Consider the following 22,799-nt stretch of genomic DNA (forward strand, 5'->3'; position numbering starts at 1 on the left):
CCAGCTCCCACATTGACCGAGTTCCAACACAGCGTTGGCGTTATTCCTCGGCGCTGTGCACCACCACCAGCAACTGCGCCTGCACCTCGCCCACCGAGCGAATCCGATGGGGCTTTTGCGCGTTGAAGTGCAATGCATCGCCACGCTCCAACAGTACCCGTTCGGTCATGAAGTCCACTTCCACCCGGCCTTCATGCACAAACAGAAACTCTTCCCCCAAATGCTCCTTGAAGGTCTTGTCGCTGAATTCTGCCGGCGGATAAATGATGAACGGCAGCAGGCTGCGCTCGCTGACCTGATGGGCCAGTACTGCATAACCCGGCGCGGTCTCGGGCCGCTCGTGGCTGCGCACCAGGCTGTAGCTGTCGAGGCTGACGCTGTCTTCGCTGAACAGTTCCTCGACCTTGACGTTCAACGCCTTGGCCAGTTTCAGCGCGGCGGCAATCGACGGGGTGTTCAAGCCGCGCTCGACCTTGGACAGGTAACTCTTGGTCATCCCGGATTTTTCGGCCAATGCCTCCAGGGTGACGCCGAGTTTTTTTCTCAATAGTTTCAAACGGATAGACATGCGCAGCGATTAATCCAAGCAGAATGCGATGATTATTGCTTGCCAATGACACAAAGTGTCATATAGCCTCTTTAGTGTCATTTGCAGAACCCAACGACCTTGCGAGCAGCGGGAACCAGCAAATCGACGTCCATTGAACCACCCAAAGGACACCGATATGGCCAAGACATTAGCACTCCCGAAAGAACAACTGGTCAAGCAAGCGCTGACCCAGATGCAAAGTACCCTGGCGGATAATACGTGGACCGACCGGCAAAAGCTGGCCCTGACCTGCCGTATTCTGTTCGAGAACGGCCACGACTCGGGCCTGGCCGGGCAGATTACTGCCCGTGGCCCACAGCCTGGCACCTACTACACCCAGCAACTGGGCCTGGGTTTCGATGAAATCACCGCCAGCAACCTGCTGCTGGTCAACGAAGACCTGGAAGTGTTGGAAGGCCACGGCATGCCCAACCCGGCCAACCGTTTTCACAGCTGGGTGTACCGTGGCCGGCCGGATGTGAACTGCATCATCCACACCCACCCCACCCACATCGCCGCGCTGTCGATGCTCGAAGTACCGCTGCAGGTGTCGCACATGGACCTGTGCCCGCTGTATGAAGACTGCGCGTTCCTCGAAGCCTGGCCGGGTGTGCCGGTGGGTAACGAAGAAGGCGAAATCATCACCCAAGCCCTGGGCGACAAGCGCGCCATCCTGCTGTCGCACCACGGGCAGCTGTCCACCGGAAGCACCATCGAAGAAGCCTGCGTGATCGCGCAATTGATCGAACGGGCGGCCAAGTTGCAATTGCTGGCCATGGCCGCCGGGACCATCAAGCCGATCCTGCCGCAGTTGGGACGCGAGGCCCATGACTGGATCTCCAAGCCCAAGCGCCACGGCGCCGCGTTCAACTACTACGCTCGGCAGAACCTGCGTCAACACGCCGATTGCCTGAACTGAAGCCTTTTTCGACCGGAGATATTCCATGTCCAGCCCTACTATTCACGGCATCATCGGCTACACCATCACCCCGTTCAGCGCCGACGGCAGCACCGTTGACCTCGACGCCCTGGGCCAATCCATCGACCGCTTGATCGACAGCGGCGTCCACGCCATTGCCCCGTTGGGCAGCACCGGTGAAGGCGCTTACCTGAGCGACGCCGAGTGGGACGACGTCAGCGCCTACAGCATTCAAAAGGTCGCCAAGCGCGTGCCGACCATCGTCAGCGTATCCGACCTGACCACCGCCAAGGCCGTGCGCCGCGCACGCTTTGCCGAAGCCGAAGGCGCCGATGTGGTGATGGTGCTGCCGACGTCGTACTGGAAGCTCAGTGAGGCGCAGATCCTTGCGCACTACGCGGCCATCGGCGACAGCGTCGGCGTGCCGATCATGCTCTACAACAACCCGGCCACCAGCGGCACGGATATGTCGGTGGAGCTGATCCTGCGTATCGTCCACAGCGTCGACAACGTGACGATGGTCAAGGAGAGCACCGGCGATATCCAGCGCATGCACCAGCTGTACCGCCAGAGCGAAGGCCAGGTGCCGTTCTACAACGGCTGCAACCCACTGGCCCTGGAAGCGTTCGCCGCCGGTGCCAAGGGTTGGTGCACGGCTGCACCGAACCTGATCCCGCAACTCAACCTGGACCTGTACCAGGCGATACTGGCCAATGACCTGAACCAGGCACGGGAGCTGTTCTATCGGCAGTTGCCGGTGCTGGACTTCATCCTCAAGGGCGGCTTGCCAGCGACGATCAAGGCCGGTTTACGCCTGACCGGGCTGGAGGTGGGTGATCCACGGTTACCGGTTTTCCCACTGGACATGGCGGGTCAGGCGCAGTTGCAGAAGCTGCTGACCTCGCTGAGCTAAAACACCACCCCGTGGGAGCGGGCTTGCCCGCGATAGCGGTGGACCAGACACACCGCCATCGCGGGCAAGCCCGCTCCCACAGGGGAATGCATGCATCGCTAAATTTACGGAGACAAATAGCAATAATTCTCGATATCATTCGCGACTTTTCTGCAGCGTGCTGCGTCAAGAAGGATATCCATGCCTCGTTTCAAGCCCGACCCGCTGTCGGCCGATGCCTTTCGCGGGTTCTATGCAGATATCCTGCATTACCTGCGTAAACGCACGGACAACGCCAGCGACGCGGCGGACATGACCCAGGATGTCTTTACCCAATGGCTGGACTACCGCGACCGAGCCAAGGTCGAGCAGCCACGGGCCTTTCTGTTTCAGATGGCGCGCAACCTGTTGCGCGACCATTGGCGCAAACAGAAGGTGCGCCACGGCGTCCATCACGAGCAGGCCGAACGGGATGCCGAACCTGTCAGCGACGAGCAAAACGATCCCCTGGCCGCCGCCCAACGCCTCCAACGCCTGGAACAGTTGAAAGAAGTCCTCGCCGAACTCTCGCCCCGCAGGCGAGAAGCCCTTATGCTGCACCGCTTCGAAGGCCTGAGCCAGGCGCAGATCGCCGAACGCATGGGTATTTCGATCAGCATGGTGGAAAAGCACATCGCCTTTGCCCTGCTGCACTGCAAGCAGCGACTTCAAAAAGACCGGGCAAGGAGCAGCCAGAATGACCCGCTTGAGTAACCGCGACAGCCACAACATTGATGAGCACGACTGCATCGATACCCAGGCTGCCAGTTGGTTTGCGCGCAATCGCAACGAAGGCAACACGCAGGAGCGCAAGGCCTTCGCCGCCTGGCATGCCGTGCCAGCCCATGCGCGCGCCTACGCCGAATTCGAACAGCTGTGGGCCGACCTCGGCGAGTTGCAGCAACTGAACAAACCCGTGCCCTTGCCCGCCCGCAAACCCGCGCCCTGGCGCCCCGCCCTGGCGGTGGCAGCCGCGCTGGTCTGCGCCTTGCTCGCCAGCAACCTCGGGGCCCCGCGCGGGCTGTATCACACCGACATCGCGGCGCAGGACAAAGGCATGCGCACCCTGGACCTGCCGGACGGCAGCACCTTGTACGTCAATGCCAGCACGCAGTTGCGGGTGGACTTCGATGCCCATCGCCGTGTGATCCATCTGGACCGGGGCCAGTTGTACCTGGAGGTGGCACCCGACAAGGAGCGGCCGCTGTTCGTGCGCGCAGGCGAGGCCGATGTGCGGGTGGTGGGCACCGCTTTTGATGTGCGCCGCGGCCAGCAGCAACTGGTGGTCAGCGTGGCCCATGGGATGGTCGCCTTCGCCCCTGACCAGAAAGCCAGCGCCGTTATGCTCGGCGCCCAGCAGCGGGCGACCTACAGCTACGCCAAGGGCTCCGTGCAGCAGCAAACCGTGGCCGCCGGCGAAGTCGCCGACTGGCGCAGCGGGCACCTGTCCTTTCGCAACCGCGAACTGGCCAGCCTGCTGGATGAGTTGAGTCTGTACCGGCCCAAGGCCGTGGTGTTGGCCGATGGCGCGGTGGCGCGGTTGAAGGTTTCTGGCAATCTCGACGTGAATGACCCGGACGCGCTGATCAGTGCCCTGCCGGCCCTGTTGCCGGTGAAAACCGTGGCCCTGGGCGATGGCAAGATCCGTATCGAAGCGCGCAAGTAACACCACTTGAGAATATTTTGCATTCGCATGTGAGGATTTTTTTTGCTGCCGCGTCTTCCTCCGGTCTGCGTTTGATACGCATGCCTTTTTTGGCTATTTAGCCGCTTTGGGGGATTTCATGTTTCGCGCGCCTTGCCTTGCCCAGCACCTGTTTGTTCGACCGACACTGATCGCCGCCTGCCTGGCCGTCAGCCTCACGGCCCAGGCCGAGTCGTTCACCCTGCAACTGCCGGCCCAACCCTTGGCCACGTCCCTGAGCCAGGTGGCGCAACAAGCAAAAATCCAGCTGCTGTTCGATGAAGACCTGCTGAAAAATATCCAGGCGCCCGCGCTCAACGGCGATTTCACCCCCGAAGTGGCGATCCGCACCCTGCTCAATACCGGCGCGTTCACCCTGATCAAAGTGGGCAACACCTATGTCGTGCGCCCCGAAGAAAGCCGCACCACCAACAGCGCCAGCTTACAACTGGACGCCTTGAGCGTGATCGGCACCGGTAACCAGGTCGACGCCAGCACCGTCGGCCGCTCCACCCTGTCCCAGGCCGATATCGACCGCCTGCAGCCCAACAACATCGCCAGCCTGGTGCAGACGCTGCCGGGGGTGACCATGGGCGGTTCGATGAAACCGGGCGGGCAGATCATCAACATTCGCGGCATGGGCGAGGCCGAAGACGTGCCGATGACCGTCGATGGCGCCACCAAAAGCGGATTCGAGCGCTATCAGCAAGGCACCATCTTTATCGAGCCCGAGATGATCAAGAACGTCGAGGTGGAAAAAGGCCCGCACTCGGCCTTCACCGGTAACGGCGGGTTTGGCGGCACGGTCAACATGGTCACCAAAGATGCACCGGACCTGCTCAAGGACGGGCGCAACAGCGGTGCGATGCTCAAATACGGGTATGCCAGCAACGACCACGAACAGGTCTACACCGGCGCCGTGTATGGCCGCACCGAGGACGGGCGCATCGACGCCCTGGCCTACCTGACCCAGCGCGACGGCGGCGATTTGAAGCTGGCCGCTGCGCGCGACTACGACAGCAAGCGCTACCCGATCAACCCGCAGCGCCTGCCCAACAGCGCCCAGGATGTGGACGGTCAACTGTTCAAACTGAACATGTACCTCACCGATGAACACAGCCTCGGTTTCTCCTACTCCCGGGCCAACAGCGAACGCTGGACGCCCTTCTCGTCCAGAAGCTACCCATCGCCACCGCAGCAGAAAGATATCGATCTCTATGGCTACGAAGCTGCCGTAAGACGGTATCTGGCCAACCGCCACACCGTCGATACCACGTGGTCGGGCAAGTACGAATACCACCCCCTGGATAACCCGCTGATCGACATGAAGCTCAGCTACTCGGAGTCCAACACCGACCAGACCGACGAGCGCGATGCCACGGCCGTTGTCGGCTTGTCCACCGGCGGGCGCAAGATGGACACCGCCTACACCGACAAGATTCTGGAGCTGCGCAACATCAGCCGCTTCAACACCGGCCTGCTGGACCATGCCTTGACCACCGGGGTGCAGATCCGCAAGCACATCCGCGATACCGACAGCTGGATGCCCGGCGCCAAGTACGACACGCCTGAGTACAACTACGGGCATTTCCAGCCGGCGTTCATGCCCCACGGCAAGGTCGACACCAACGCGTTCTACATCCAGGACGCGGTCACCCTGGGCGACGTGACCATCACCCCATCCCTGCGTTATGACCACGTGCTCAACCGTGGCAAAGCCAACGATGCGCCGTACTACAGCAACCCCGATCCGGCCTACGGCCATGACTACGGCGACCGCACCTATGCCGGCTGGTCTCCGCGCCTGGCGGTGTTCTGGAAAGTCACCCCGGACGTGGTGATGTTCGCCAACTGGAGCCGCACCTGGCGCGCACCGGTGATCGACGAGCAATACGAAGTCCAGGGCCTGGGCAGCCGCACCTCCACCAGCCGCAACCTCGACCCGGAACGCATCACCGCCATTACCGTGGGTAACGTCACCAGCTTCGCCAACGTGATCGCCAGCGGCGACAGCCTGCAACTGCGCAGCACGTTGTTCCACAACAAGATCGAGGACGAGATCTTCAAGGCCACCGGCCTGGGCTGCGCGCAACAGAACTACATCAAAGGTTCCATCGCCGAGGTCTGCACCGATATGGCGTCGAAGACCAACTACCGCAACGTCGGCAGCATGACCATCAAGGGCTTCGAGCTTGAGGGCTACTACGACTCGACTTATCTGTTCGGCTCCCTGAGTTACTCGTGGGCCACCGGCAAACGCGAAAACCCCTACACCAACCCATGGGCGACCGACATCCACGTCTGGGCCCGGGATATTCCACCGGCCAAGTGGGTTGCCGTGCTGGGCACCAAGATTCCGGCCTGGGACGCTCAGGTGGGTTGGCAAGGTCAGTTCGTGCGCAAGACCGATCGCCTGCCCAGCGACAAATACTCAGGCGGCCTGAACAGCGGCTTCGGCGACAGCTTCTACGACCAGTACCCCAACGCCAGCTACGACACCCAGGGCCTGTTCGCCAAATGGACGCCGCAACAGGCGTACCTCAAAGGCACCGAAGTCAACTTCACCGTCGACAACCTGTTCAACCGCAGCTACATGCCAGCCTTGAGTGGCGACAGCGCCACCAGCGTCGGGCGCAACGCCAAGATCAGCGTGACGCGGTTCTTCTAACCCCAGCGCCTGCAGGAACTGTACGGTTCAATCTGCAGCCAGCTGTAAGCCCGCGTCCTGCGGGCTTTGTGGCTAGATGGGCATCAACCTCTAGCCCATTTGAATCCGGTCGCGCCCCATGAACTCCCGCGAAAACACCGGCATGGCCCTCGGCCTGCTCGGCGTCGTTATCTTCAGCCTGACCCTGCCCTTCACCCGCATCGTGGTGCAGGAAATCCATCCGCTGCTCAACGGCCTGGGCCGCGCGCTGTTCGCGGCGGTGCCGGCGGCCTTGCTGTTGCTGTGGCGCCGCGAAGCCTGGCCGACCTGGCGCCAGGTGCGCGGCCTGACGCTGGTGATTGCCGGGGTGATCCTTGGTTTCCCGGTGCTGTCGGCCTGGGCCATGCAAACCCTGCCGGCCTCCCATGGCGCCCTGGTCAACGGCCTGCAACCGCTGTGCGTGGCGCTGTATGCGGCGTGGTTGTCCCATGAGCGTCCGTCCAAGGCCTTCTGGGCCTGCGCGGCGCTGGGCAGTGCGTTGGTGCTCGGGTATGCATTGATCAGCGGTGCCGGCAGCATCCAGGCCGGCGACTTGTTGATGCTCGGGGCGATTGCCGTGGGTGGCCTGGGTTATGCCGAAGGCGGCCGACTGGCCAAGGAAATGGGCGGCTGGCAGGTGATCTGCTGGGCGCTGGTGCTGTCGACGCCGCTATTGATCGGGCCGGTGACGTACCTGGCGCTGCAACACGACGGCGCAATCTCGGCGCGCACCTGGTGGGCGTTTGGCTACGTCTCGTTGTTCTCGCAGTTCCTGGGGTTCTTTGCCTGGTACGCCGGGCTGGCCATGGGCGGCATTGCGCGGGTCAGCCAGATCCAACTGCTGCAGATCTTTTTCACCATCGCCTTTTCCGCGCTGTTTTTTGGCGAGCACATCGAACCGATTACCTGGCTGTTTGCCTGCGGGGTAATCGTGACGGTGATGCTGGGCCGCAAGACCGCCGTGCAGCCGGCGCCCTCTCCCAAGGTAAATGCAATCTAATGTGGCAGGGGGCTTGCCCGCAATAGCGGTGTATCAGTCGCCAGATAGGTTGACTGACACTCCGTCATCGCGGGCAAGCCCGCTCCCACATTTTGATCCGCGCACTCTTCAGGATAGGTAGCCGTCAGCGCGCAGCAAGGTTTCCAGGCAGTGCTCACTGATCTGATAAAACGCCTTCAATTCCCGGATCTTCTCCAGCAACTGCGTGTTATCCGCAGGCTCCGCACGCTTGACCGCCAAAATCATCTTGTTCTTGTTGGTGTGGTCCAGGGAGATGAACTCAAAGACCTTGGTCTCATACCCACAGGCTTCCAGGAACAAGGCGCGCAAGCTGTCGGTGACCATTTCTGCCTGCTGGCCCAGGTGCAGGCCGTATTGCAGCATCGGTTTGAGCAGCGCCGGGCTCTGGATCTGCAAGCGGATCTGTTTGTGGCAGCACGGCGAGCACATGATGATCGACGCCCCGGAGCGGATGCCGGTGTGGATTGCGTAGTCGGTGGCGATGTCGCAGGCATGCAGGGCGATCATCACGTCCAGCTCGCTGGGCGCCACGCTGCGCACGTCACCGCACTTGAACACCAGCCCCGGGTGGTCCAGGCGGGCGGCGGCGTTGTTGCACAGGGTCACCATGTCTTCGCGCAACTCCACACCCGTCACCTGGCCTTCGGCCTTGAGGGTGTTGCGCAGGTAGTCGTGGATGGCGAAGGTCAGGTAGCCTTTGCCCGAACCAAAGTCCGCGACACGTACCGGCCGGTCCAGTTGCAAGGGGGATGAGGTCAGCGCATGGCTGAACACTTCGATGAACTTGTTGATCTGCTTCCACTTGCGCGACATCGCCGGGATCAGCTCGTGCTTGGCGTTGGTCACGCCCAGGTCGGCGAGAAATGGCCGGCTGAGGTCAAGGAAGCGGTTTTTCTCGCGGTTGTGCTCGGCCGACGGCGCCTCACGCAGCTGCTGGGGCTTGCTTTTGAACAGCGAGCTTTTGTTCTTCTTGCTGTATTCCAGCTGTGCCTCATCGGTCAACGCCAGCAGGTGCGCGTTCTTGAACGAGGCCGGCAGCAGCTCGGCAATCATCGCGACCCCATCGGCCAGAGCGAAGTTCTTGGTGATGTCACGGGTCTTGTAACGATAGACAAAGGACAGGCAGGCCTGCTCCTTGACCGTCACTGGCTTGATGATCAGGCGCTGCAGGTCCGCCTCGTCGCCCACGTACTTGGCCAGCACCAGCTTGATAAAGGCGTTCTGCTCAAGGCTTGCGCGCAGCAGTTCGATGAACTGGGCGTGATGGTCCGGCGCGGGGCTGGCAGGTTTAGCGGTGACAGACATGAACAAAAACGCCTCGGGCTGGGAATGCCGGGCATTTTAGGGGGGATGGGGGCTCAGGGCACGGAGTTATTTGCCCAACGGTCAGCGCAATTCAAAATGTCGCTTGTGTAGGAGCCAGCTCCCACACAAGCCAGCTCCCACAGGTTATTTCAGGACGACCAAGCGGTTGGGCAGTTCATTGCGCGTGTGCGTCTGCGGCACATGCACCTTGAGCAGTTCGCCACAGGCCTCAATGCACGTGATAAACCCGCTCAACGTCTGCCCCTGTTTCACCTGCTGGGTAAACGTCTTGACGATGGCATCCCAACTGCTGTCATCCAGCCGTTTGGAAATGCCGTCATCCACCAGGATCTCCACGTAACGCTCGGCCTCGCTGACAAAAATCAACACCCCGGTGCTACCCAGGGTGTGGTGCAGGTTTTGCTCCAGGAACTGCCGGCGTGCCAGGTTTGACGCGCGCCAATGCCGTACCGAACGCGGGATCAGGCGGGTGGTGATGGCCGGCAGGCGGAACACCAGGCACAGCACAATGAAGGTCGCCCATTGCGCCAGCAACAAGGTGTGCATGGTCAGCCAGCCCGACAGGTAATGCACGATCCCCGGCACCACCAACGCCACCACACTGGCCCACAACAGCGGGATATAGGCGTAGTCGTCGGCGCGGGCGGCGAGTACGGTCACCAATTCTGCGTCGGTCTGTTGCTCGACCCTGGCAATCGCTTCGGCCACCTGGCGCTGCTCGTGTTCTGTCAGTAAAGCCATGGTTGTAGATGCTCTTTAGTTATTGTCATTACCAGCCACCCGAAGCCCCACCGCCGCCAAAACCACCGCCGCCGCCCCGGAAACCGCCGCCTCCACCACCGCCACCGCCACGCCCGCTGCTGCTGAGAATCGCCAGCAGGATGGCGCCCACCGGCAGCCCCATGCGGTTGCACAGCCACAGCACCACCAGCAACAGGATGAACAGACCGATGGAAAATACCGGGTTGTCCTTGGCGAAATTGGGGTCCGCCACATGGGCTGGCACGGCCAACGGCTCACCGCCAACCACCTGGATCATGGCGGCCACGCCGTCGCTGATGCCCTGGGTGAAATTGCCCGCCTTGAACTTGGGCGCGATCACCTGGTTGATGATCACCCACGACTGCGCATCGGTGAGCACGCCTTCCAGGCCGTAGCCCACTTCGATGCGCAACTGACGCTCGTCCCTGGCCACGATCAACAGCGCGCCGTTGTCCTTGCCCTTCTGGCCGATGCCCCAGTGCCGGCCCAGTTGATAACCGAAGTCTTCAATGGGCAGGCCTTGCAGGTCGGGCACCGTGACGACCACTATCTGGTCGCCACGGGTTTGCTCCAGCGCCTGCAATTGCTGGTTCAGTTGCGTGCGCACCGCCGGGTCAATCATCTGCGCGTTGTCGACCACCCGCCCGGTCAGCGCCGGAAAGTCCGGGGCCGCCTGGGCAGTCAGGCTAAAGGCCAGCAGCAGCGCCGCCAGCCACCAAGCACGCCGGGTCATCAGAATTTCACTTGCGGCGCTTTATCGGCATCGGCACTGGTGGCCTCGAAGTTGGCGCGTACTGGCAAGTCGCTGTACATCACGCTGTGCCACAGGCGGCCAGGGAAGGTACGGATCTCGGTGTTGAAGGCCTGCACCGCGGCGATAAAGTCACGACGGGCCACGCTGATGCGGTTTTCGGTGCCTTCAAGCTGGGATTGCAGGGCCAGGAAGTTCTGGTTGGCCTTGAGGTCCGGATAGCGCTCGGACACCACCATCAGGCGGCTGAGGGCTCCGCTCAGGCCTTCCTGGGCCTGCTGGAACTGCTTGAGTTTTTCCGGGTTGTCGAGGGTGCTGGCATCGACCTGGATCGAGGTGGCCTTGGCCCGCGCTTCGATCACGGCGGTGAGGGTGTCCTGCTCATGGGCCGCATAGCCCTTGACCACTTCCACCAGGTTGGGGATCAGGTCGGCACGCCGTTGATACTGGTTCTGCACCTGGGCCCAGGCCGCCTTGACCTGTTCGTCCAGGGTCGGGATCTTGTTGATGCCGCAACCGCTCAGCACGCTGCTGATCAGTAGCAGGGCGGCGGCTTTCCAGCCCCATCGAATAGTCTGTGCTGCTTGCATGGTGTGTCTCCTGACCAACCTTATGGAATTTGACGACTGACCCTATACATCACGCGCTTGGGGCATAATCCGCCACTACTGGATTACAGCGAGCCAATCAGCTAAAAGATGCCCTTCTTTATGGATAGTTCATAAAGAGCTGAGAAGTGTGCGGTATTTATCCACACAACACCCGAACAACAATAGTCGCTCCCCACATTTTGGCCGAGCAGTGTTTTACCTGAACGCTGCGCAGTACGCCGAAAAAGGATATTCATGAAAAAGCTGTGTTTGCTGGGCCTTGTTGCCACTCTGGCCAGTCACTCCGTCGTTGCCGAGACCAAGCCCGCTGCGCTTAAAGACAAGGACGCGTTCGTCAGCGACCTGCTCCGGCAGATGACCCTGGATGAAAAGATCGGCCAGTTGCGCCTGATCAGCATCGGCCCGGAAATGCCCCGCGAGATGATCCGCAAGGAAATCGCCGCCGGGCGCATTGGTGGCACGTTCAACTCCATCACCCGCCCGGAAAACCGTCCGATGCAGGACGCGGCCATGCGCAGCCGCTTGAAGATCCCGATGTTCTTCGCCTATGACGTGATCCACGGCCACCGCACCATTTTCCCGATCAGCCTGGCCCTGGCCTCGAGCTGGGACATGGACGCCATCGGCCGCTCCGGGCGCATTGCCGCCAAGGAAGCCGCCGCCGACAGCCTCGACATCACCTTCGCGCCGATGGTCGATATTTCCCGCGACGCGCGCTGGGGTCGGACCTCCGAAGGTTTTGGCGAAGACACCTACCTGGTGTCGCGCATCAGCGAAGTGATGGTCAAGGCCTTCCAGGGCCCGAGCCCGGCCCAGGCCGACAGCATCATGGCCAGCGTCAAGCACTTCGCCCTGTACGGCGCAGTGGAAGGCGGTCGTGACTACAACGTGGTCGACATGAGCCCGGTCAAGATGTACCAGGACTATCTGCCGCCCTACCACGCCGCCATCAAGGCCGGCGCTGGCGGCGTGATGGTGGCGCTGAACTCGATCAACGGCGTGCCTGCTACCGCCAACACCTGGCTGATGAACGACCTGCTGCGCAAGGAGTGGGGCTTCAAGGGCCTGACGGTGAGCGACCACGGCGCGATCTTCGAGCTGATCAAGCACGGCGTGGCCAAGGACGGTCGCGAAGCGGCCAAGCTGGCGATCAAGGCCGGCATCGACATGAGCATGAACGACCAGCTCTACGGCAAGGAACTGCCAGGGCTGCTCAAGTCCGGCGAGATCGAGCAGAGCGATATCGACAACGCCGTACGTGAAGTGCTCGGTGCCAAGTACGACATGGGCCTGTTTGCCGACCCGTACCTGCGTATCGGCAAGGCCGAGGATGATCCGGCCGACACCTATGCCGAAAGCCGCCTGCACCGCAGCGAAGCGCGCGATATCGCGCGGCGCAGCCTGGTGTTGCTGAAAAACCAGAACGACACCCTGCCGCTGAAGAAATCCGCGACCATCGCCCTGGTCGGCCCGCTGGCCAAGGCCCCCATCGACATGATGGGCAGTTGGGCCGCCGCCGGTAAGCCCGCGCAATCGGTAACCCTGCTGGACGGCATGAACGCGGTGATCGGCGAAAAGGGCAAGCTGATCTACGCCCGTGGCGCCAACATCACCAGCGACAAGGCGGTGGTGGACTACCTGAACTTCCTCAACTTCGATGCCCCGGAAGTGGTGGATGACCCGCGCTCGGCCCAGGTGCTGATTGACGAAGCGGTCAAGGCCGCGAAAAACGCCGATGTGGTGGTAGCCGCCGTGGGTGAATCCCGTGGCATGTCCCACGAATCATCGAGCCGTACCGACCTGAACATCCCGCAAAGCCAGCGCGACCTGATCAAGGCCCTGAAAGCCACGGGCAAGCCGCTGGTGCTGGTGTTGATGAACGGCCGACCACTGTCGATCCTCGAAGAGCACCAGCAAGCCGACGCGATCCTGGAAACCTGGTTCGCCGGCACCGAAGGCGGCAACGCGATTGCCGACGTGCTGTTTGGTGACTACAACCCGTCGGGCAAGCTGCCGATCACCTTCCCACGCTCCGTGGGGCAGATTCCGACCTACTACAACCACCTGACCATTGGCCGGCCGTTCACCCCGGGCAAACCGGGCAACTACACCTCACAGTACTTCGACGACACCACGGGCCCCCTGTACCCGTTCGGTTATGGCCTGAGCTACACCCGCTTCAGCCTGTCGGACATGGCGCTGTCGTCCACCACCCTGAACAAGACCGGCAAGCTCGACGCCAGTGTCACCCTGAAAAACACCGGCAAGGTTGACGGTGAAACCGTGGTGCAGTTGTACATTCAGGACGTGGCTGGCTCGATGATCCGCCCGATCAAGGAGCTGAAGAACTTCCAGAAGATCCTGCTCAAGGCCGGCGAATCGAAGGTGGTGCACTTCAGCATTACCGAGGATGACTTGAAGTTCTACAACACCCAGCTCAAGTTCGCCGCCGAACCTGGCCAGTTCAATGTGCAGATCGGCCTGGACTCCCAAGATGTGCAGCAGCAGAGCTTTGAACTGCTCTGACTTGAAGCAATAAACACGGTCAATGTAGGAGCTGGCTTGCCTGCGATGGCAGCACCTCGGTGTAACTGATAGACCGAGGTGCCTGCATCGCAGGCAAGCCAGCTCCTACAGTTGATTGCGGTGTGTTCCCTACCCTCTTCGATCCAGCAGATTGACCACCAACCGGTCGATCCACCCCCACACCCGCTGCTTCACCCGCCGCCACAATGGCCGGGCCTTCCACGCCTCAAGGCTGACCGCCTGGCTCTGGGCAAAATCGCGCTCGAAACTGCCCGCCACCGCCAGCGTCAACGCCGGGTCCAATGCTTCCAGATTGGCTTCCAGGTTGAAACGCAGGTTCCAGTGATCGAAATTGCACGAGCCAATGCTCACCCAGTCGTCCACCAGCACCATCTTCAGGTGCAGGAAGCACGGCTGGTACTCAAAGATTTTCACCCCCGACTTGAGCAGGCGCGGGTAGTAGCGGTGCCCGGCGTAACGCACCGAGGGGTGGTCGGTGCGCGGCCCGGTCAGCAGCAGGCGCACGTCCACACCACGCCCTGCCGCACGGCGCAGGGCCCGACGCACGCCCCAAGTGGGCAAGAAGTACGGCGTGGCCAGCCAGATACGGTGCTGGCCGTTGTTCAAGGCGCGGATCAGCGATTGCAAAATGTCCCGGTGTTGCCCGGCGTCGGCATACGCCACTCGCCCCAGGCCCGGCCCGGTCGCTGGCACCTTGGGCAGGCGCGGCAAACCAAAATGCGTGGCCGGCTTCCAGGCCCGGCGGTGGTCGTTGACCCGCCATTGCCTGTCGAACAGGGCCTGCCAGTCCTGCACCAGCGGGCCGCTGATTTGCACCATCACTTCGTGCCAGTCGCAGGTGTCCTGGCCAGGGGTCCAGAACTCGTCGGTGACCCCGGTACCGCCCACCACGGCGATAGTCTGGTCGACCAACAGCAGCTTGCGATGGTCGCGGTAGAGGTTGCGCATCCCGCGGCGCCAGCGCAGCGGATTGTAGAACCGCAATTGCACCCCGGCCTCGATCAGGCGGCGCCGCAGGCTGAGGGTAAACGCCAGGCTGCCGTAGTCATCGAACAGGCAACGCACCTGCACCCCACGCTCGGCCGCCTGCACCAGGGCCTGGACCATCGCCTCGGCGCAGGCGCCCGCCTCCACCAGATACAGCTCAAGCTCCACCTGGTGTTCGGCACGGGCAATCGCCACGAGCATCTGCGGGAAAAAATTCGGGCCGTCGATCAGCAATTCATAGTGGTTGGCGCTGCGCCAGGGGAACACCGCGCCACTCATGTCAGCGCGCCGTGAAAATCAGCACCGCACCTACCGGCACCGACAGGCTGATCGCGTCCAGGCCGGCAGCCTTGCGCAGGGTCTCGACACCGGTGAGCAAATCAAAATCCTTGGCGTGCAACACCAGCGGCTCCAGGGTCACCACCTGGAAACGCCGGTCATCCAGGCGCGTGGCCAGCAGCTCGGCGTTGTAGGTCTGGGTCTTGCCGTGCAGGGTGACCGACAGCGGCAGGCGCAACTCCAGTTGCGCGCCGGTGGCCAGGTCGTTGATCGGCTGCAGATTGATTTGCGCGTTGATCTGCGCATCAGGGTGGGTCTTGATCTGGAACAGGTCGTTGCGCATGCGCTCGTCACGCAGCGGGATGCCACTGTTGATCGACTCCAACTCGACTTCCAACTGCGCGGCACCTTTCTCGTCGACCTTGCCATGCAGCACCAGGAAGCGCTGGACTTCGGAAACATCGGTGTTTTTGGTGGTGACGAACGACAGCCGTGAGGATTCGTTATCCAGGTACCAGGCGGCCTGTGCGGGCAGGGTGGCAGTGGCCAGCAGCAAGAGAGCCAGGGGTTTGAGGAGGGATGTGTTGAACATTAAACACTCGCGCGGAGAAAAACCTGCCTGAACATTAACTGGCCGGCTTGCTGCACGCAATGTAAGGGAGACAGCAATGTATATCCCCCTCAGCCCAACGCATGCTGTACCCCGCGCACAGTCGCCTCCAGGCTGGCCAGATGCAAACTCAACACCCGCTCCACCGGCGCCTGGTGCATCGGCCAGTGCAACGCCATGCTCCCCACCAACCGGCCATTGGCCCGCACCGGCAGGGCCACCGCGCGGATCAGGAACGGCAAGCGCACCGGATACTCCCAGTACCCCTCGGTACGCTGGCCAAACCCCTGGTGCTGGGATTGCTCACAGGCGCGGTACTGGTCGTCGGCCGGCACATGTTCGCGGCTGGCCAGGCGCTGAACCTCGTCGGCCGCCAGCTCGGCCAGGCACGCCTTGCCCATGGCCGAGTGGAACAAACTGGCATGCTGGCCGACGATCTGGCAGTTGTTCGGGTACAGCTTGCGCAGCACCGTGGGGATCGCGCTTTCCATGACTTCCAGGCGTTCGCCGTCAAAGTTCGACAAATCCGCCACCAGCCCGGTGCGTTCGCTGAGTTCCAGCAGCCAGGGCGCCGCGCATTCCACCAGGCGGCGCTTGAACCGTTGCTGGGTATCGCCAAACAAACGCTGGGCACTGATGCGATAACGCCGGTCGCTCAGGCCGCGATAGATCCAGCCCTGCTCCTGCAAGGTCAGCAGCATGCGCGACACCGTGGCCTTGGGCAGGCGCGTCAGGTAATGCAGCTCCTCAAGCCCCAGGGCCTGGTGCTCACCGAGCAACTCGATGATGGCCAGTGCCCGCTCCACTGAGCGCACAGTACCTGTGTCGGCGTTGCTGCCCATGGCTGATCTCCCGGTTGCTGATGGATGATCGAATTTCACAGCAAGATACAGGCCGCTGCCAGCTCAGGCGTTCGCCCGCAAGCATTGCGGAGGGCGACGCTGCACCCAGCGTGTCAGTTGTTCATGGGCATACGCCAGTTGCAGCACGGCGCGATCCGCCTGGGCCGGGCCAATGATCTGCAAGCCCATGGGCAAGCCACGGTGGTTGAAGCCCACCGGCACACTCATGCTCGGCAGGCCGGCCAATGTGGGGCCGATCACCACCTCCATCCAGCGATGATAAGTGTCCATGGTTTGCCCCCCGACGACGCGTGGCCAGGGCTGTTGTGCATCGAAAGGGAACACTTGTGCGCTGGGCAGCAGCAGAAAATCGTAACGTTCGAACAACCTGGCCAAGGCGCGATACCAGTCGCTGCGCGCCAGCGACGCCTGATACACATCCGCCGCGCTCAGGCCCAGGCCGCCCTCGACTTCCCACTGCGCTTCAGGCTTGAGCAACGCACGTTTATGGGGGTCGGCATACGCCGCCCCCAGCGTGCCCTGCACCAGCCAATGGCGATGGACCAGCCAGGTTTGCCACAGGCGCGCCATGGAAAAGTCCGGCTGGCAGCTTTCTACCTCGCACCCCAGCGCGCCGAAATCGCCGAGGGCTGACTCACACAGGCCCAGCACGCCGTCGTCCATCGGCAGATAGCCGTTGTAGTCCCCCAGCCAACCCAGGCGTGCGCCGTTGAAATCACGGGCCAACGACGTGCCGAACACGCCGGGATCGTCTTTGAGCGACAACGGCACCCGCGGGTCATAACCGGCCTGGATGCTCAACAGCCGCGCCACGTCCGCCACACTGCGCCCCATCGGGCCTTCGGTGGCCAGTTGCTGGACAAACACCTCCGGCGCCGGGCCATGGGGTACGCGGCCCTGGGAAGGACGCAGGCCGAACACGTTGTTGAACGCCGCCGGGTTGCGCAGCGAACCCATCATGTCGCTGCCATCGGCCACCGGTAGCATACGCAGCGCCAGGGCCACCGCCGCCCCGCCGCTGCTGCCGCCCGCGACCAAGGTCGGGTCATAGGCATTGCCGGTGGTGCCGAATACGCTGTTGTAGGTCTGCGAACCCAGGCCGAACTCCGGCACGTTGCTCTTGCCGATGATAATCGCGCCACTGGCACGCACCCGCGCCACGACGATCGCGTCTTCACTGGGAATCTGCTCGGCGAACAGGGGCGAGCCCAGGGTGGTGCGCAGGCCCTGGGTCGCCGCCAGATCCTTGATGGCCTGGGGCATGCCGTGCATCCAGCCACGGGAGCGGCCCTGGTCCAGCTCAAGGTCACAGACACGGGCTTCGGCCAGCACATCGGCTTCATCGCGCAACGACACCAGGGCATTGACCGAGGGGTTGAAGCGCGCGATCTGCGCCAGATAGGCCTGCATCACTTCGTGGCAGGACACCTGCCGTGCATGGATCGCCCGGGACAGCTCGAGCGCATCCAGTTCAACGATGTTCAAGGTTTCACCCCCTTGGCAAAGCGCGCCGGCGCTGCAGCCCTCGGCGCTTCATGCATGCAGTAAGTGCCCAGCAGCGTCAGGACGCAAGCGAACAGCACATAAAACGCCGGGGCCACCGGTGTGCCCAACTCTTTGCTCAACCAGGTGACGATCAGCGGGGCAAAACCGCCGAACACCATCACCGCTACGTTATAGGCCACCGACACACCGGTGGAACGCACCTCGATGGGAAACTGCTCGGCCAGGGCGGTCGGCGCCGGGCCGAAGAAGCCGCCGATGGCGGTGCACAGCATCACTTGCATCACCAATAAACGCTCGATGGACGGCGCCGCCGCGACCCACACATACAGCGGGTAGACCATCACAAAGAACGCCAGGGTAAAGCCCATCAACACCGGTCGCCGGCCCAGGCGATCCGAGAGCAGGCCGGACAAGGGGATGACCACGGTCATCAGCGCCACGGCAAACATCTGCACCATCAACACCTGGTCCAGGGGCAGGCCGAGGTTCTTGTGGGCGAAGGTCGGCATATTCACCAGCACCACGTAGAACGACACCGTCGCACCGCAGGCCAGGCCCATGCTCACCAGGATGCTGCGCCGATGCTCACGCAGCACTGTCATCAGGCTCGGCGCCGGGCCAGTGGCCTGTTTGCGCGCTTCGATAAACTCCTCGGGGTCTTCCATGTGCCGACGAATCCACAAGCCCACCGGGCCAATCAGCAAGCCGAATACAAACGGCAGGCGCCAGCCCCACAGGTCGAGGGTCTGCGGGGAAAAGAAGTGAGTGACCAATGCCACCATCGCCGCGCCGCCAAACACCGCCAGGCACTGCCCGACCAATTGCCAGGAGCCGTAAAGGCCTTTGCGATGAGCCGGTGCGCTTTCCACCAGGAACGCCGTGGCGCTGGCATATTCGCCGCCGGTGGCAAAGCCCTGGAGCATCCGCGCCACTACGATCAGCAGCGGCGCGCCCATGCCGATGGCGGCGTAGTTGGGCGCAAACACGATCAGTGCGATGGACACGGTCATCAAGCGGATAATCAACTGCATGGCGGCCTTGCGGCCTTTGCGGTCGGCGTACATGCCGAGCAGGATGCCGCCCACCGGGCGCATAAAGAAGCCCACGCCGAAGGTGGCCAGGGCCATCAGCAGCGATGCGTACTCATCGTCCGAGGGGAAGAACTGCCGGGCGATGATGCTGGCCAGAAAGCCATAGACGATGAAGTCGTACCACTCCAGCGCGTTGCCGACCACCGCCGCTACCACTTGCCGGGTGCGGGACACACCTTTTATTGAAGTCTGCATGAGAACACTCCATTCAACCTGTTGAGGAAAGGTCCAGCGGCAGGAAAAAGGCAGTTGGTCAGGCCGGCTTGAGCCAGCTCTCGGCCAGGGCGCCCCAATAGGCGGCGCCGGTCAGCAGGATCTCGTCGTTGAAGTCATAGGCAGGGTTGTGGACCATCGGCCGCGACACGCCGTTGCCGATAAACAGGTAGCTGCCGGGGCAGCGTTGGAGCATCCAGGCGAAGTCTTCACTGCCCATCAACTTGGGCGTATTGGCGTCGACCGCCGCTTCACCGAGCAAGGCAATGCCGACCTGGCGGGCGAACTCGGTTTCGTCGGCATGGTTGACCAGCACCGGGTAGGCCGGGCGGTGTTCGATCTGTGCGGTACAACCAAAGCTGGCGGCCTGGGTCTGGATGATTGCCTTGACCCGCTCCAGCATCTGCTCGCGTACCGGCGCATTGAGGGCACGCAGACTCAGGCGCAGGATGGCCTGCTGAGGAATCACGTTGGCGGCCTGCCCCGCTTGCAGGGCGCCGACCGTGACTACCGCAGCTTCCTGGGCATTGATATTGCGCGCGACCACCGTCTGCAAAGCCATCACCGTACTGGCGGCGGCCACCAGCGGGTCCACGGTCAGGTGCGGCATGGAACCGTGACCGCCGACGCCTTCGAGGGTCACGGTGAGCAGGTCCTGGGAAGCCATCATCGGCCCGGTCCGCAAGCCCAGGTGGCCGGCGGGCAGGCCGGGCATATTGTGCATGCCGAACAGCGCGTCGCAGGGGAAGCGCTCCAGCAAGCCATCGGCGAGCATCGCTTCGGCGCCGCCCTGGCCTTCTTCGGCCGGCTGGAAAATCAGGTTGAGGGTACCGTCGAACTGACGCGTCGCCGCCAGGTAGCGCGCGGCGCCCAGCAGCATGGCGGTGTGACCGTCGTGACCGCAGGCATGCATGCAGCCGGCGTGCTGGCTGCTGTAGGCGACGCCGGTGTTTTCGATAATCGGCAAGGCATCCATATCGGCCCGGATCCCCAGGGTGCGTGGACTGCTGCCATTGCGCAGCACGCCGACCACGCCGGTGTGGCCGATGCCGGTATGGACCTCGAAGCCCCAGTCCTTCAGGGATTGTGCGACCAGGGCCGAGGTGCGGTTTTCTTCAAACCCCAGTTCAGGGTGGGCGTGGATGTCCTGGCGCACGGCGTGCAGGTCGCTGGCGACATCGCTCAGCCAATCCAGGATGTGCTGGTGTGGGCGCATGGTGACTCTCCTCGCAGGCGGGTGTTCCCGTTCTTTTTTGTGGCACCGCCACAGATAACCGCGATGGGCGTGCGAGGACAATCAAAGGTGGTTCCACCCTGTGGAACCTCAGGGCAGCAGGCGGCAGCCCTGGCGCTCGCCCAGCCATTGGGCGCTGTGGCTGCGGCCCAGGCCGCTGGCGGTGACCAGGCGCGTTTGCGGATGATCGGCAAAGGCGCTGGTGGGAACGTATTGCTTCACATACCCCAGGCAATAGTCAGCAGGATTGCCCGCCACATACCGACACGAGCAATACTCCTTGGCCGTATACGCCGCGATGATGTCGGGGAAGGCTTGCAGGTTGACGCGCTCGTGCCAGATCCACCCCAGCAAGGCGAGCAACAGCAGGAGAAACAGGCTGATAAACGGGCGACGACGGATCATGGTTGCACCGCCGCGAGCACGCGCTTGAGCAGTTCGTTGTGGCGATAGCTGCCATCGCGGTCATCGCCGTAGCGCACGATCACCAGCTGTGCCTCGGGCAACACATACAACGCTTGGCCCCAGTGCCCCAGGGCCGCGAAGGCATCGTCGGGCGCATCCGGCCAGGGCCGGGCAGCGCCCTGCACGTGGAGGTTGAGCCACCAGTGGCCGCCGGGTACCGCCTCGTCCTGGCCCGCGATGTACTGCGCCAGGGGTTGGCGATTGAAATCGACCCAGGCCTTGGGCAGCAATTGCCGCTCACCCCAACGCCCGTCCCGCGCCATCAACAAGCCAATCCGTGCCAGATCGCGGGCAGTCATATAGGCATAGGATGAGGCGACAAAGGTTTCATTGGCGTCGCTTTCCCAGCTGGCACTGCGAATGCCCAAGGGCGTGAACAGCGCGGTCCACGGGTAATCGACATAAGCCTTATGGCCAAGCATGCCCTTGAGGGCAGCAGACAATAGATTGCTGTCACCGCTGGAGTAGCGGAATGCCTGGCCAGGTTCGGCGAAGGGGCTGGTATCAGCGGCAAACTCCGCCATATCAGCGCGGCCACGGGTGTAAAGCATGGCCACCACCGAGGATTTCAGCGGCGCGTATTCGTAGTCTTCCTGCCAGTCCAGGCCCGAGGCCCAGTTGAGCAGGTGCCCCAGGGTAATGGTCGGGTGCTGCTTCATCGGTGGATAAAAGCGCGCGGCCGGGTCGCTCAGTTTGAAACGGTTTTCACCGTACGCCACGCCCAGCACGGTGGCCATCAGGCTTTTGCTGATGGACCAGGTCAGGTGCGGCGTGGTGGCGGTGGTCGGTGCTGCATAGCGCTCATAAATGACTGCGCCATCGCGGATCACCAGCAGCGCGTCGGTGCGGATGCCTTCGCGGGTGATGTCATTGCGCGCCGGGAACGCATAGTCCTCCAGCGCCTTGACGGCGGGACCGGCCAACTGCGGGCCCTGGGACCAATCCTTCGTCGGCCAGGTCTGGGCATGTGCGGTAGCGGTGAACAGCAGCAAGGCGACGGACAGCAGGCCTTTGACCATGGACAAGCACTCGGGGGCATTCAAGCCCGCGAGCCTAATGCAGATAAATGACGGTTTGGCGACAGGCCTGGGAACCACCACATAACGCCTGTGGGAACGGGCTTGCCCGCGATGGCCATAGGTATCTACACAACTCTTTTATCTAGTGCTTATTGGGTTTGTGTACATATCCGTTGCTGTGGTCACGGCGGCTATTGGTTCCGCTCTTACAGCGGGTCACTTTTGGAAAAGAGCCCCAAAAGTAACCAAAAGGGCTCTTGCCCCACCACTCGGTACCTCGCCTAGGCTCGGCATGCCCGCAGTCAGGCATTGCTCCGTGGGCCCGCCGTGATCGGCCATCCATGGCCGTGTCGCGGCTACCCCGGCATCCATGCCGGGGTGCCCACTGCGCAATACCTGCCTGCGGCCATCGTGGTTTAACGGGGCGCCCAAGATCAAGATCAAAAGCAGAGCAACAGCAGAGCAACAGCAGAGCAACAGCAAAGCCGGGGCGCGAAGCTGCATTCCCCCCTGTGGGAGCTGGCTTGCCTGCGATGGCGGTGTATCAGTCGATAAATGTATTGGCTGATACACCGCCTTCGCAGGCAAGCCAGCTTGTATGGTTAGACTTGTAGGGGTGGTGGGACTAAAAGCCAGCATCTGACTCTAGCCAGTACAGACCGTGGGAGACTTCGCCCCACCCCTTCACCAAAGCGCCGATAAGGA

Annotated in this window: 19 protein-coding genes and 1 pseudogene; 7 read left to right on the forward strand and 13 right to left on the reverse strand. The window is 62.5% G+C overall.

Annotated elements, in window-relative coordinates; all coding sequences use genetic code 11:
- Positions 1-40: 40 nt before the first annotated feature.
- Complete coding sequence (locus HBR94_RS22195) at positions 41-568, reverse strand: XRE family transcriptional regulator (protein ID WP_057439764.1); 528 nt, start codon at positions 566-568, stop codon at positions 41-43.
- 157 nt (positions 569-725) lie between these two features.
- Here HBR94_RS22195 and HBR94_RS22200 point away from each other — a divergent pair, with 157 nt between their 5' ends.
- From HBR94_RS22200 to HBR94_RS22225, 6 genes and pseudogenes are all read left to right on the forward strand, one after another.
- The gene (locus tag HBR94_RS22200) at positions 726-1,508 is read left to right on the forward strand and encodes an aldolase (RefSeq protein ID WP_057439765.1); all 783 of its coding nucleotides are present in this window, start codon (positions 726-728) and stop codon (positions 1,506-1,508) included.
- Between the two features lie 25 nt (positions 1,509-1,533).
- A complete protein-coding gene (locus tag HBR94_RS22205; protein ID WP_057958764.1) occupies positions 1,534-2,421 on the forward strand; it encodes a dihydrodipicolinate synthase family protein in 888 nt (295 codons plus the stop codon).
- 180 nt (positions 2,422-2,601) lie between these two features.
- A pseudogene (locus HBR94_RS22210) lies at positions 2,602-3,140 on the forward strand (RNA polymerase sigma factor).
- Positions 3,137-4,105, forward strand: a complete 969-nt coding sequence (locus tag HBR94_RS22215; RefSeq protein ID WP_170045549.1) for a FecR domain-containing protein — start codon at positions 3,137-3,139, stop codon at positions 4,103-4,105. The pseudogene HBR94_RS22210 and the gene HBR94_RS22215 overlap by 4 nt, the downstream one beginning before the upstream one ends.
- Before the next feature lie 118 nt (positions 4,106-4,223).
- A complete protein-coding gene (locus HBR94_RS22220) occupies positions 4,224-6,791 on the forward strand; it encodes a TonB-dependent receptor (protein WP_170045550.1) in 2,568 nt (855 codons plus the stop codon).
- A 118-nt stretch (positions 6,792-6,909) separates the two neighbouring features.
- Positions 6,910-7,809, forward strand: coding sequence for a DMT family transporter (locus tag HBR94_RS22225; RefSeq protein ID WP_057958761.1), 900 nt, complete (start codon positions 6,910-6,912; stop codon positions 7,807-7,809).
- Between the two features lie 108 nt (positions 7,810-7,917).
- Here HBR94_RS22225 and HBR94_RS22230 read toward each other — a convergent pair whose 3' ends face one another.
- From HBR94_RS22230 to HBR94_RS22245, 4 genes are all read right to left on the reverse strand, one after another.
- Positions 7,918-9,135, reverse strand: coding sequence for an SAM-dependent methyltransferase (locus HBR94_RS22230; protein WP_115127571.1), 1,218 nt, complete (start codon positions 9,133-9,135; stop codon positions 7,918-7,920).
- A 144-nt stretch (positions 9,136-9,279) separates the two neighbouring features.
- Positions 9,280-9,897, reverse strand: coding sequence for a TPM domain-containing protein (locus tag HBR94_RS22235; RefSeq protein WP_057439769.1), 618 nt, complete (start codon positions 9,895-9,897; stop codon positions 9,280-9,282).
- Positions 9,898-9,925: 28 nt separating this feature from the next.
- On the reverse strand, positions 9,926-10,651 hold the full coding sequence (locus HBR94_RS22240) for a YgcG family protein (protein WP_057439771.1): 726 nt from the start codon (positions 10,649-10,651) through the stop codon (positions 9,926-9,928).
- Positions 10,651-11,259 (reverse strand): LemA family protein, encoded by a 609-nt coding sequence (locus HBR94_RS22245; RefSeq protein WP_029297013.1) that lies wholly within the window; start codon positions 11,257-11,259, stop codon positions 10,651-10,653. Before HBR94_RS22245 ends, HBR94_RS22240 begins: the two co-directional genes overlap by 1 nt.
- Positions 11,260-11,514: 255 nt before the next feature.
- On the opposite strand from HBR94_RS22245, the gene bglX reads away from it, so the two are divergent.
- Entirely contained in the window at positions 11,515-13,806 is a 2,292-nt protein-coding gene (bglX, locus tag HBR94_RS22250) for a beta-glucosidase BglX (protein ID WP_057439773.1), read from the forward strand.
- A gap of 129 nt (positions 13,807-13,935) precedes the next feature.
- Here bglX and HBR94_RS22255 read toward each other — a convergent pair whose 3' ends face one another.
- The 8 genes from HBR94_RS22255 to HBR94_RS22290 all read right to left on the reverse strand — a co-directional run bounded on the left by HBR94_RS22255 (position 13,936) and on the right by HBR94_RS22290 (position 22,094).
- Positions 13,936-15,093 carry a phosphatidylserine/phosphatidylglycerophosphate/cardiolipin synthase family protein gene (locus HBR94_RS22255; RefSeq protein WP_170045551.1) on the reverse strand — a complete coding sequence of 386 codons (1,158 nt, stop codon included), beginning with the start codon at positions 15,091-15,093 and terminating at the stop codon, positions 13,936-13,938.
- Between the two features lies 1 nt (position 15,094).
- Positions 15,095-15,685, reverse strand: a complete 591-nt coding sequence (locus HBR94_RS22260) for a YceI family protein (protein WP_170045552.1) — start codon at positions 15,683-15,685, stop codon at positions 15,095-15,097.
- 89 nt (positions 15,686-15,774) lie between these two features.
- Complete coding sequence (locus HBR94_RS22265; RefSeq protein WP_170045553.1) at positions 15,775-16,545, reverse strand: IclR family transcriptional regulator; 771 nt, start codon at positions 16,543-16,545, stop codon at positions 15,775-15,777.
- 63 nt (positions 16,546-16,608) lie between these two features.
- A complete protein-coding gene (locus HBR94_RS22270) occupies positions 16,609-18,051 on the reverse strand; it encodes an amidase (RefSeq protein ID WP_170045554.1) in 1,443 nt (480 codons plus the stop codon).
- On the reverse strand, positions 18,048-19,358 hold the full coding sequence (locus tag HBR94_RS22275; RefSeq protein ID WP_057439778.1) for a citrate-proton symporter: 1,311 nt from the start codon (positions 19,356-19,358) through the stop codon (positions 18,048-18,050). The genes HBR94_RS22270 and HBR94_RS22275 overlap by 4 nt, the downstream gene beginning before the upstream one ends.
- Positions 19,359-19,416: 58 nt before the next feature.
- Entirely contained in the window at positions 19,417-20,592 is a 1,176-nt protein-coding gene (locus tag HBR94_RS22280; RefSeq protein WP_057439780.1) for a M20 aminoacylase family protein, read from the reverse strand.
- A gap of 108 nt (positions 20,593-20,700) precedes the next feature.
- Positions 20,701-21,015 carry a hypothetical protein gene (locus HBR94_RS22285; RefSeq protein ID WP_057439782.1) on the reverse strand — a complete coding sequence of 105 codons (315 nt, stop codon included), beginning with the start codon at positions 21,013-21,015 and terminating at the stop codon, positions 20,701-20,703.
- The gene (locus HBR94_RS22290; RefSeq protein ID WP_115127564.1) at positions 21,012-22,094 is read right to left on the reverse strand and encodes a serine hydrolase; all 1,083 of its coding nucleotides are present in this window, start codon (positions 22,092-22,094) and stop codon (positions 21,012-21,014) included. The genes HBR94_RS22285 and HBR94_RS22290 overlap by 4 nt, the downstream gene beginning before the upstream one ends.
- Between the last annotated feature and the right edge of the window lie 705 nt (positions 22,095-22,799).

The sequence above is a fragment of the Pseudomonas sp. WS 5412 genome (assembly GCF_012985615.1).
Lineage (GTDB): Bacteria > Pseudomonadota > Gammaproteobacteria > Pseudomonadales > Pseudomonadaceae > Aquipseudomonas > Aquipseudomonas shahriarae.

What these genes read in the sequence shown, in the direction of transcription:
- HBR94_RS22200 (WP_057439765.1), top strand. Translation starts at nt 726, where the DNA reads ATGGCCAAGACATTAGCACTCCCGAAAGAACAACTGGTCAAGCAAGCG.
- HBR94_RS22220 (WP_170045550.1), top strand. Translation starts at nt 4,224, where the DNA reads ATGTTTCGCGCGCCTTGCCTTGCCCAGCACCTGTTTGTTCGACCGACA.
- bglX (WP_057439773.1), top strand. Translation starts at nt 11,515, where the DNA reads ATGAAAAAGCTGTGTTTGCTGGGCCTTGTTGCCACTCTGGCCAGTCAC.
- HBR94_RS22285 (WP_057439782.1), bottom strand. Translation starts at nt 21,015, where the DNA reads ATGATCCGTCGTCGCCCGTTTATCAGCCTGTTTCTCCTGCTGTTGCTC.
- HBR94_RS22230 (WP_115127571.1), bottom strand. Translation starts at nt 9,135, where the DNA reads ATGTCTGTCACCGCTAAACCTGCCAGCCCCGCGCCGGACCATCACGCC.
- HBR94_RS22195 (WP_057439764.1), bottom strand. Translation starts at nt 568, where the DNA reads ATGTCTATCCGTTTGAAACTATTGAGAAAAAAACTCGGCGTCACCCTG.
- HBR94_RS22225 (WP_057958761.1), top strand. Translation starts at nt 6,910, where the DNA reads ATGAACTCCCGCGAAAACACCGGCATGGCCCTCGGCCTGCTCGGCGTC.
- HBR94_RS22215 (WP_170045549.1), top strand. Translation starts at nt 3,137, where the DNA reads ATGACCCGCTTGAGTAACCGCGACAGCCACAACATTGATGAGCACGAC.
- HBR94_RS22235 (WP_057439769.1), bottom strand. Translation starts at nt 9,897, where the DNA reads ATGGCTTTACTGACAGAACACGAGCAGCGCCAGGTGGCCGAAGCGATT.
- HBR94_RS22260 (WP_170045552.1), bottom strand. Translation starts at nt 15,685, where the DNA reads ATGTTCAACACATCCCTCCTCAAACCCCTGGCTCTCTTGCTGCTGGCC.
- HBR94_RS22240 (WP_057439771.1), bottom strand. Translation starts at nt 10,651, where the DNA reads ATGACCCGGCGTGCTTGGTGGCTGGCGGCGCTGCTGCTGGCCTTTAGC.
- HBR94_RS22245 (WP_029297013.1), bottom strand. Translation starts at nt 11,259, where the DNA reads ATGCAAGCAGCACAGACTATTCGATGGGGCTGGAAAGCCGCCGCCCTG.
- HBR94_RS22280 (WP_057439780.1), bottom strand. Translation starts at nt 20,592, where the DNA reads ATGCGCCCACACCAGCACATCCTGGATTGGCTGAGCGATGTCGCCAGC.
- HBR94_RS22205 (WP_057958764.1), top strand. Translation starts at nt 1,534, where the DNA reads ATGTCCAGCCCTACTATTCACGGCATCATCGGCTACACCATCACCCCG.
- HBR94_RS22255 (WP_170045551.1), bottom strand. Translation starts at nt 15,093, where the DNA reads ATGAGTGGCGCGGTGTTCCCCTGGCGCAGCGCCAACCACTATGAATTG.
- HBR94_RS22265 (WP_170045553.1), bottom strand. Translation starts at nt 16,545, where the DNA reads ATGGGCAGCAACGCCGACACAGGTACTGTGCGCTCAGTGGAGCGGGCA.
- HBR94_RS22290 (WP_115127564.1), bottom strand. Translation starts at nt 22,094, where the DNA reads ATGGTCAAAGGCCTGCTGTCCGTCGCCTTGCTGCTGTTCACCGCTACC.
- HBR94_RS22275 (WP_057439778.1), bottom strand. Translation starts at nt 19,358, where the DNA reads ATGCAGACTTCAATAAAAGGTGTGTCCCGCACCCGGCAAGTGGTAGCG.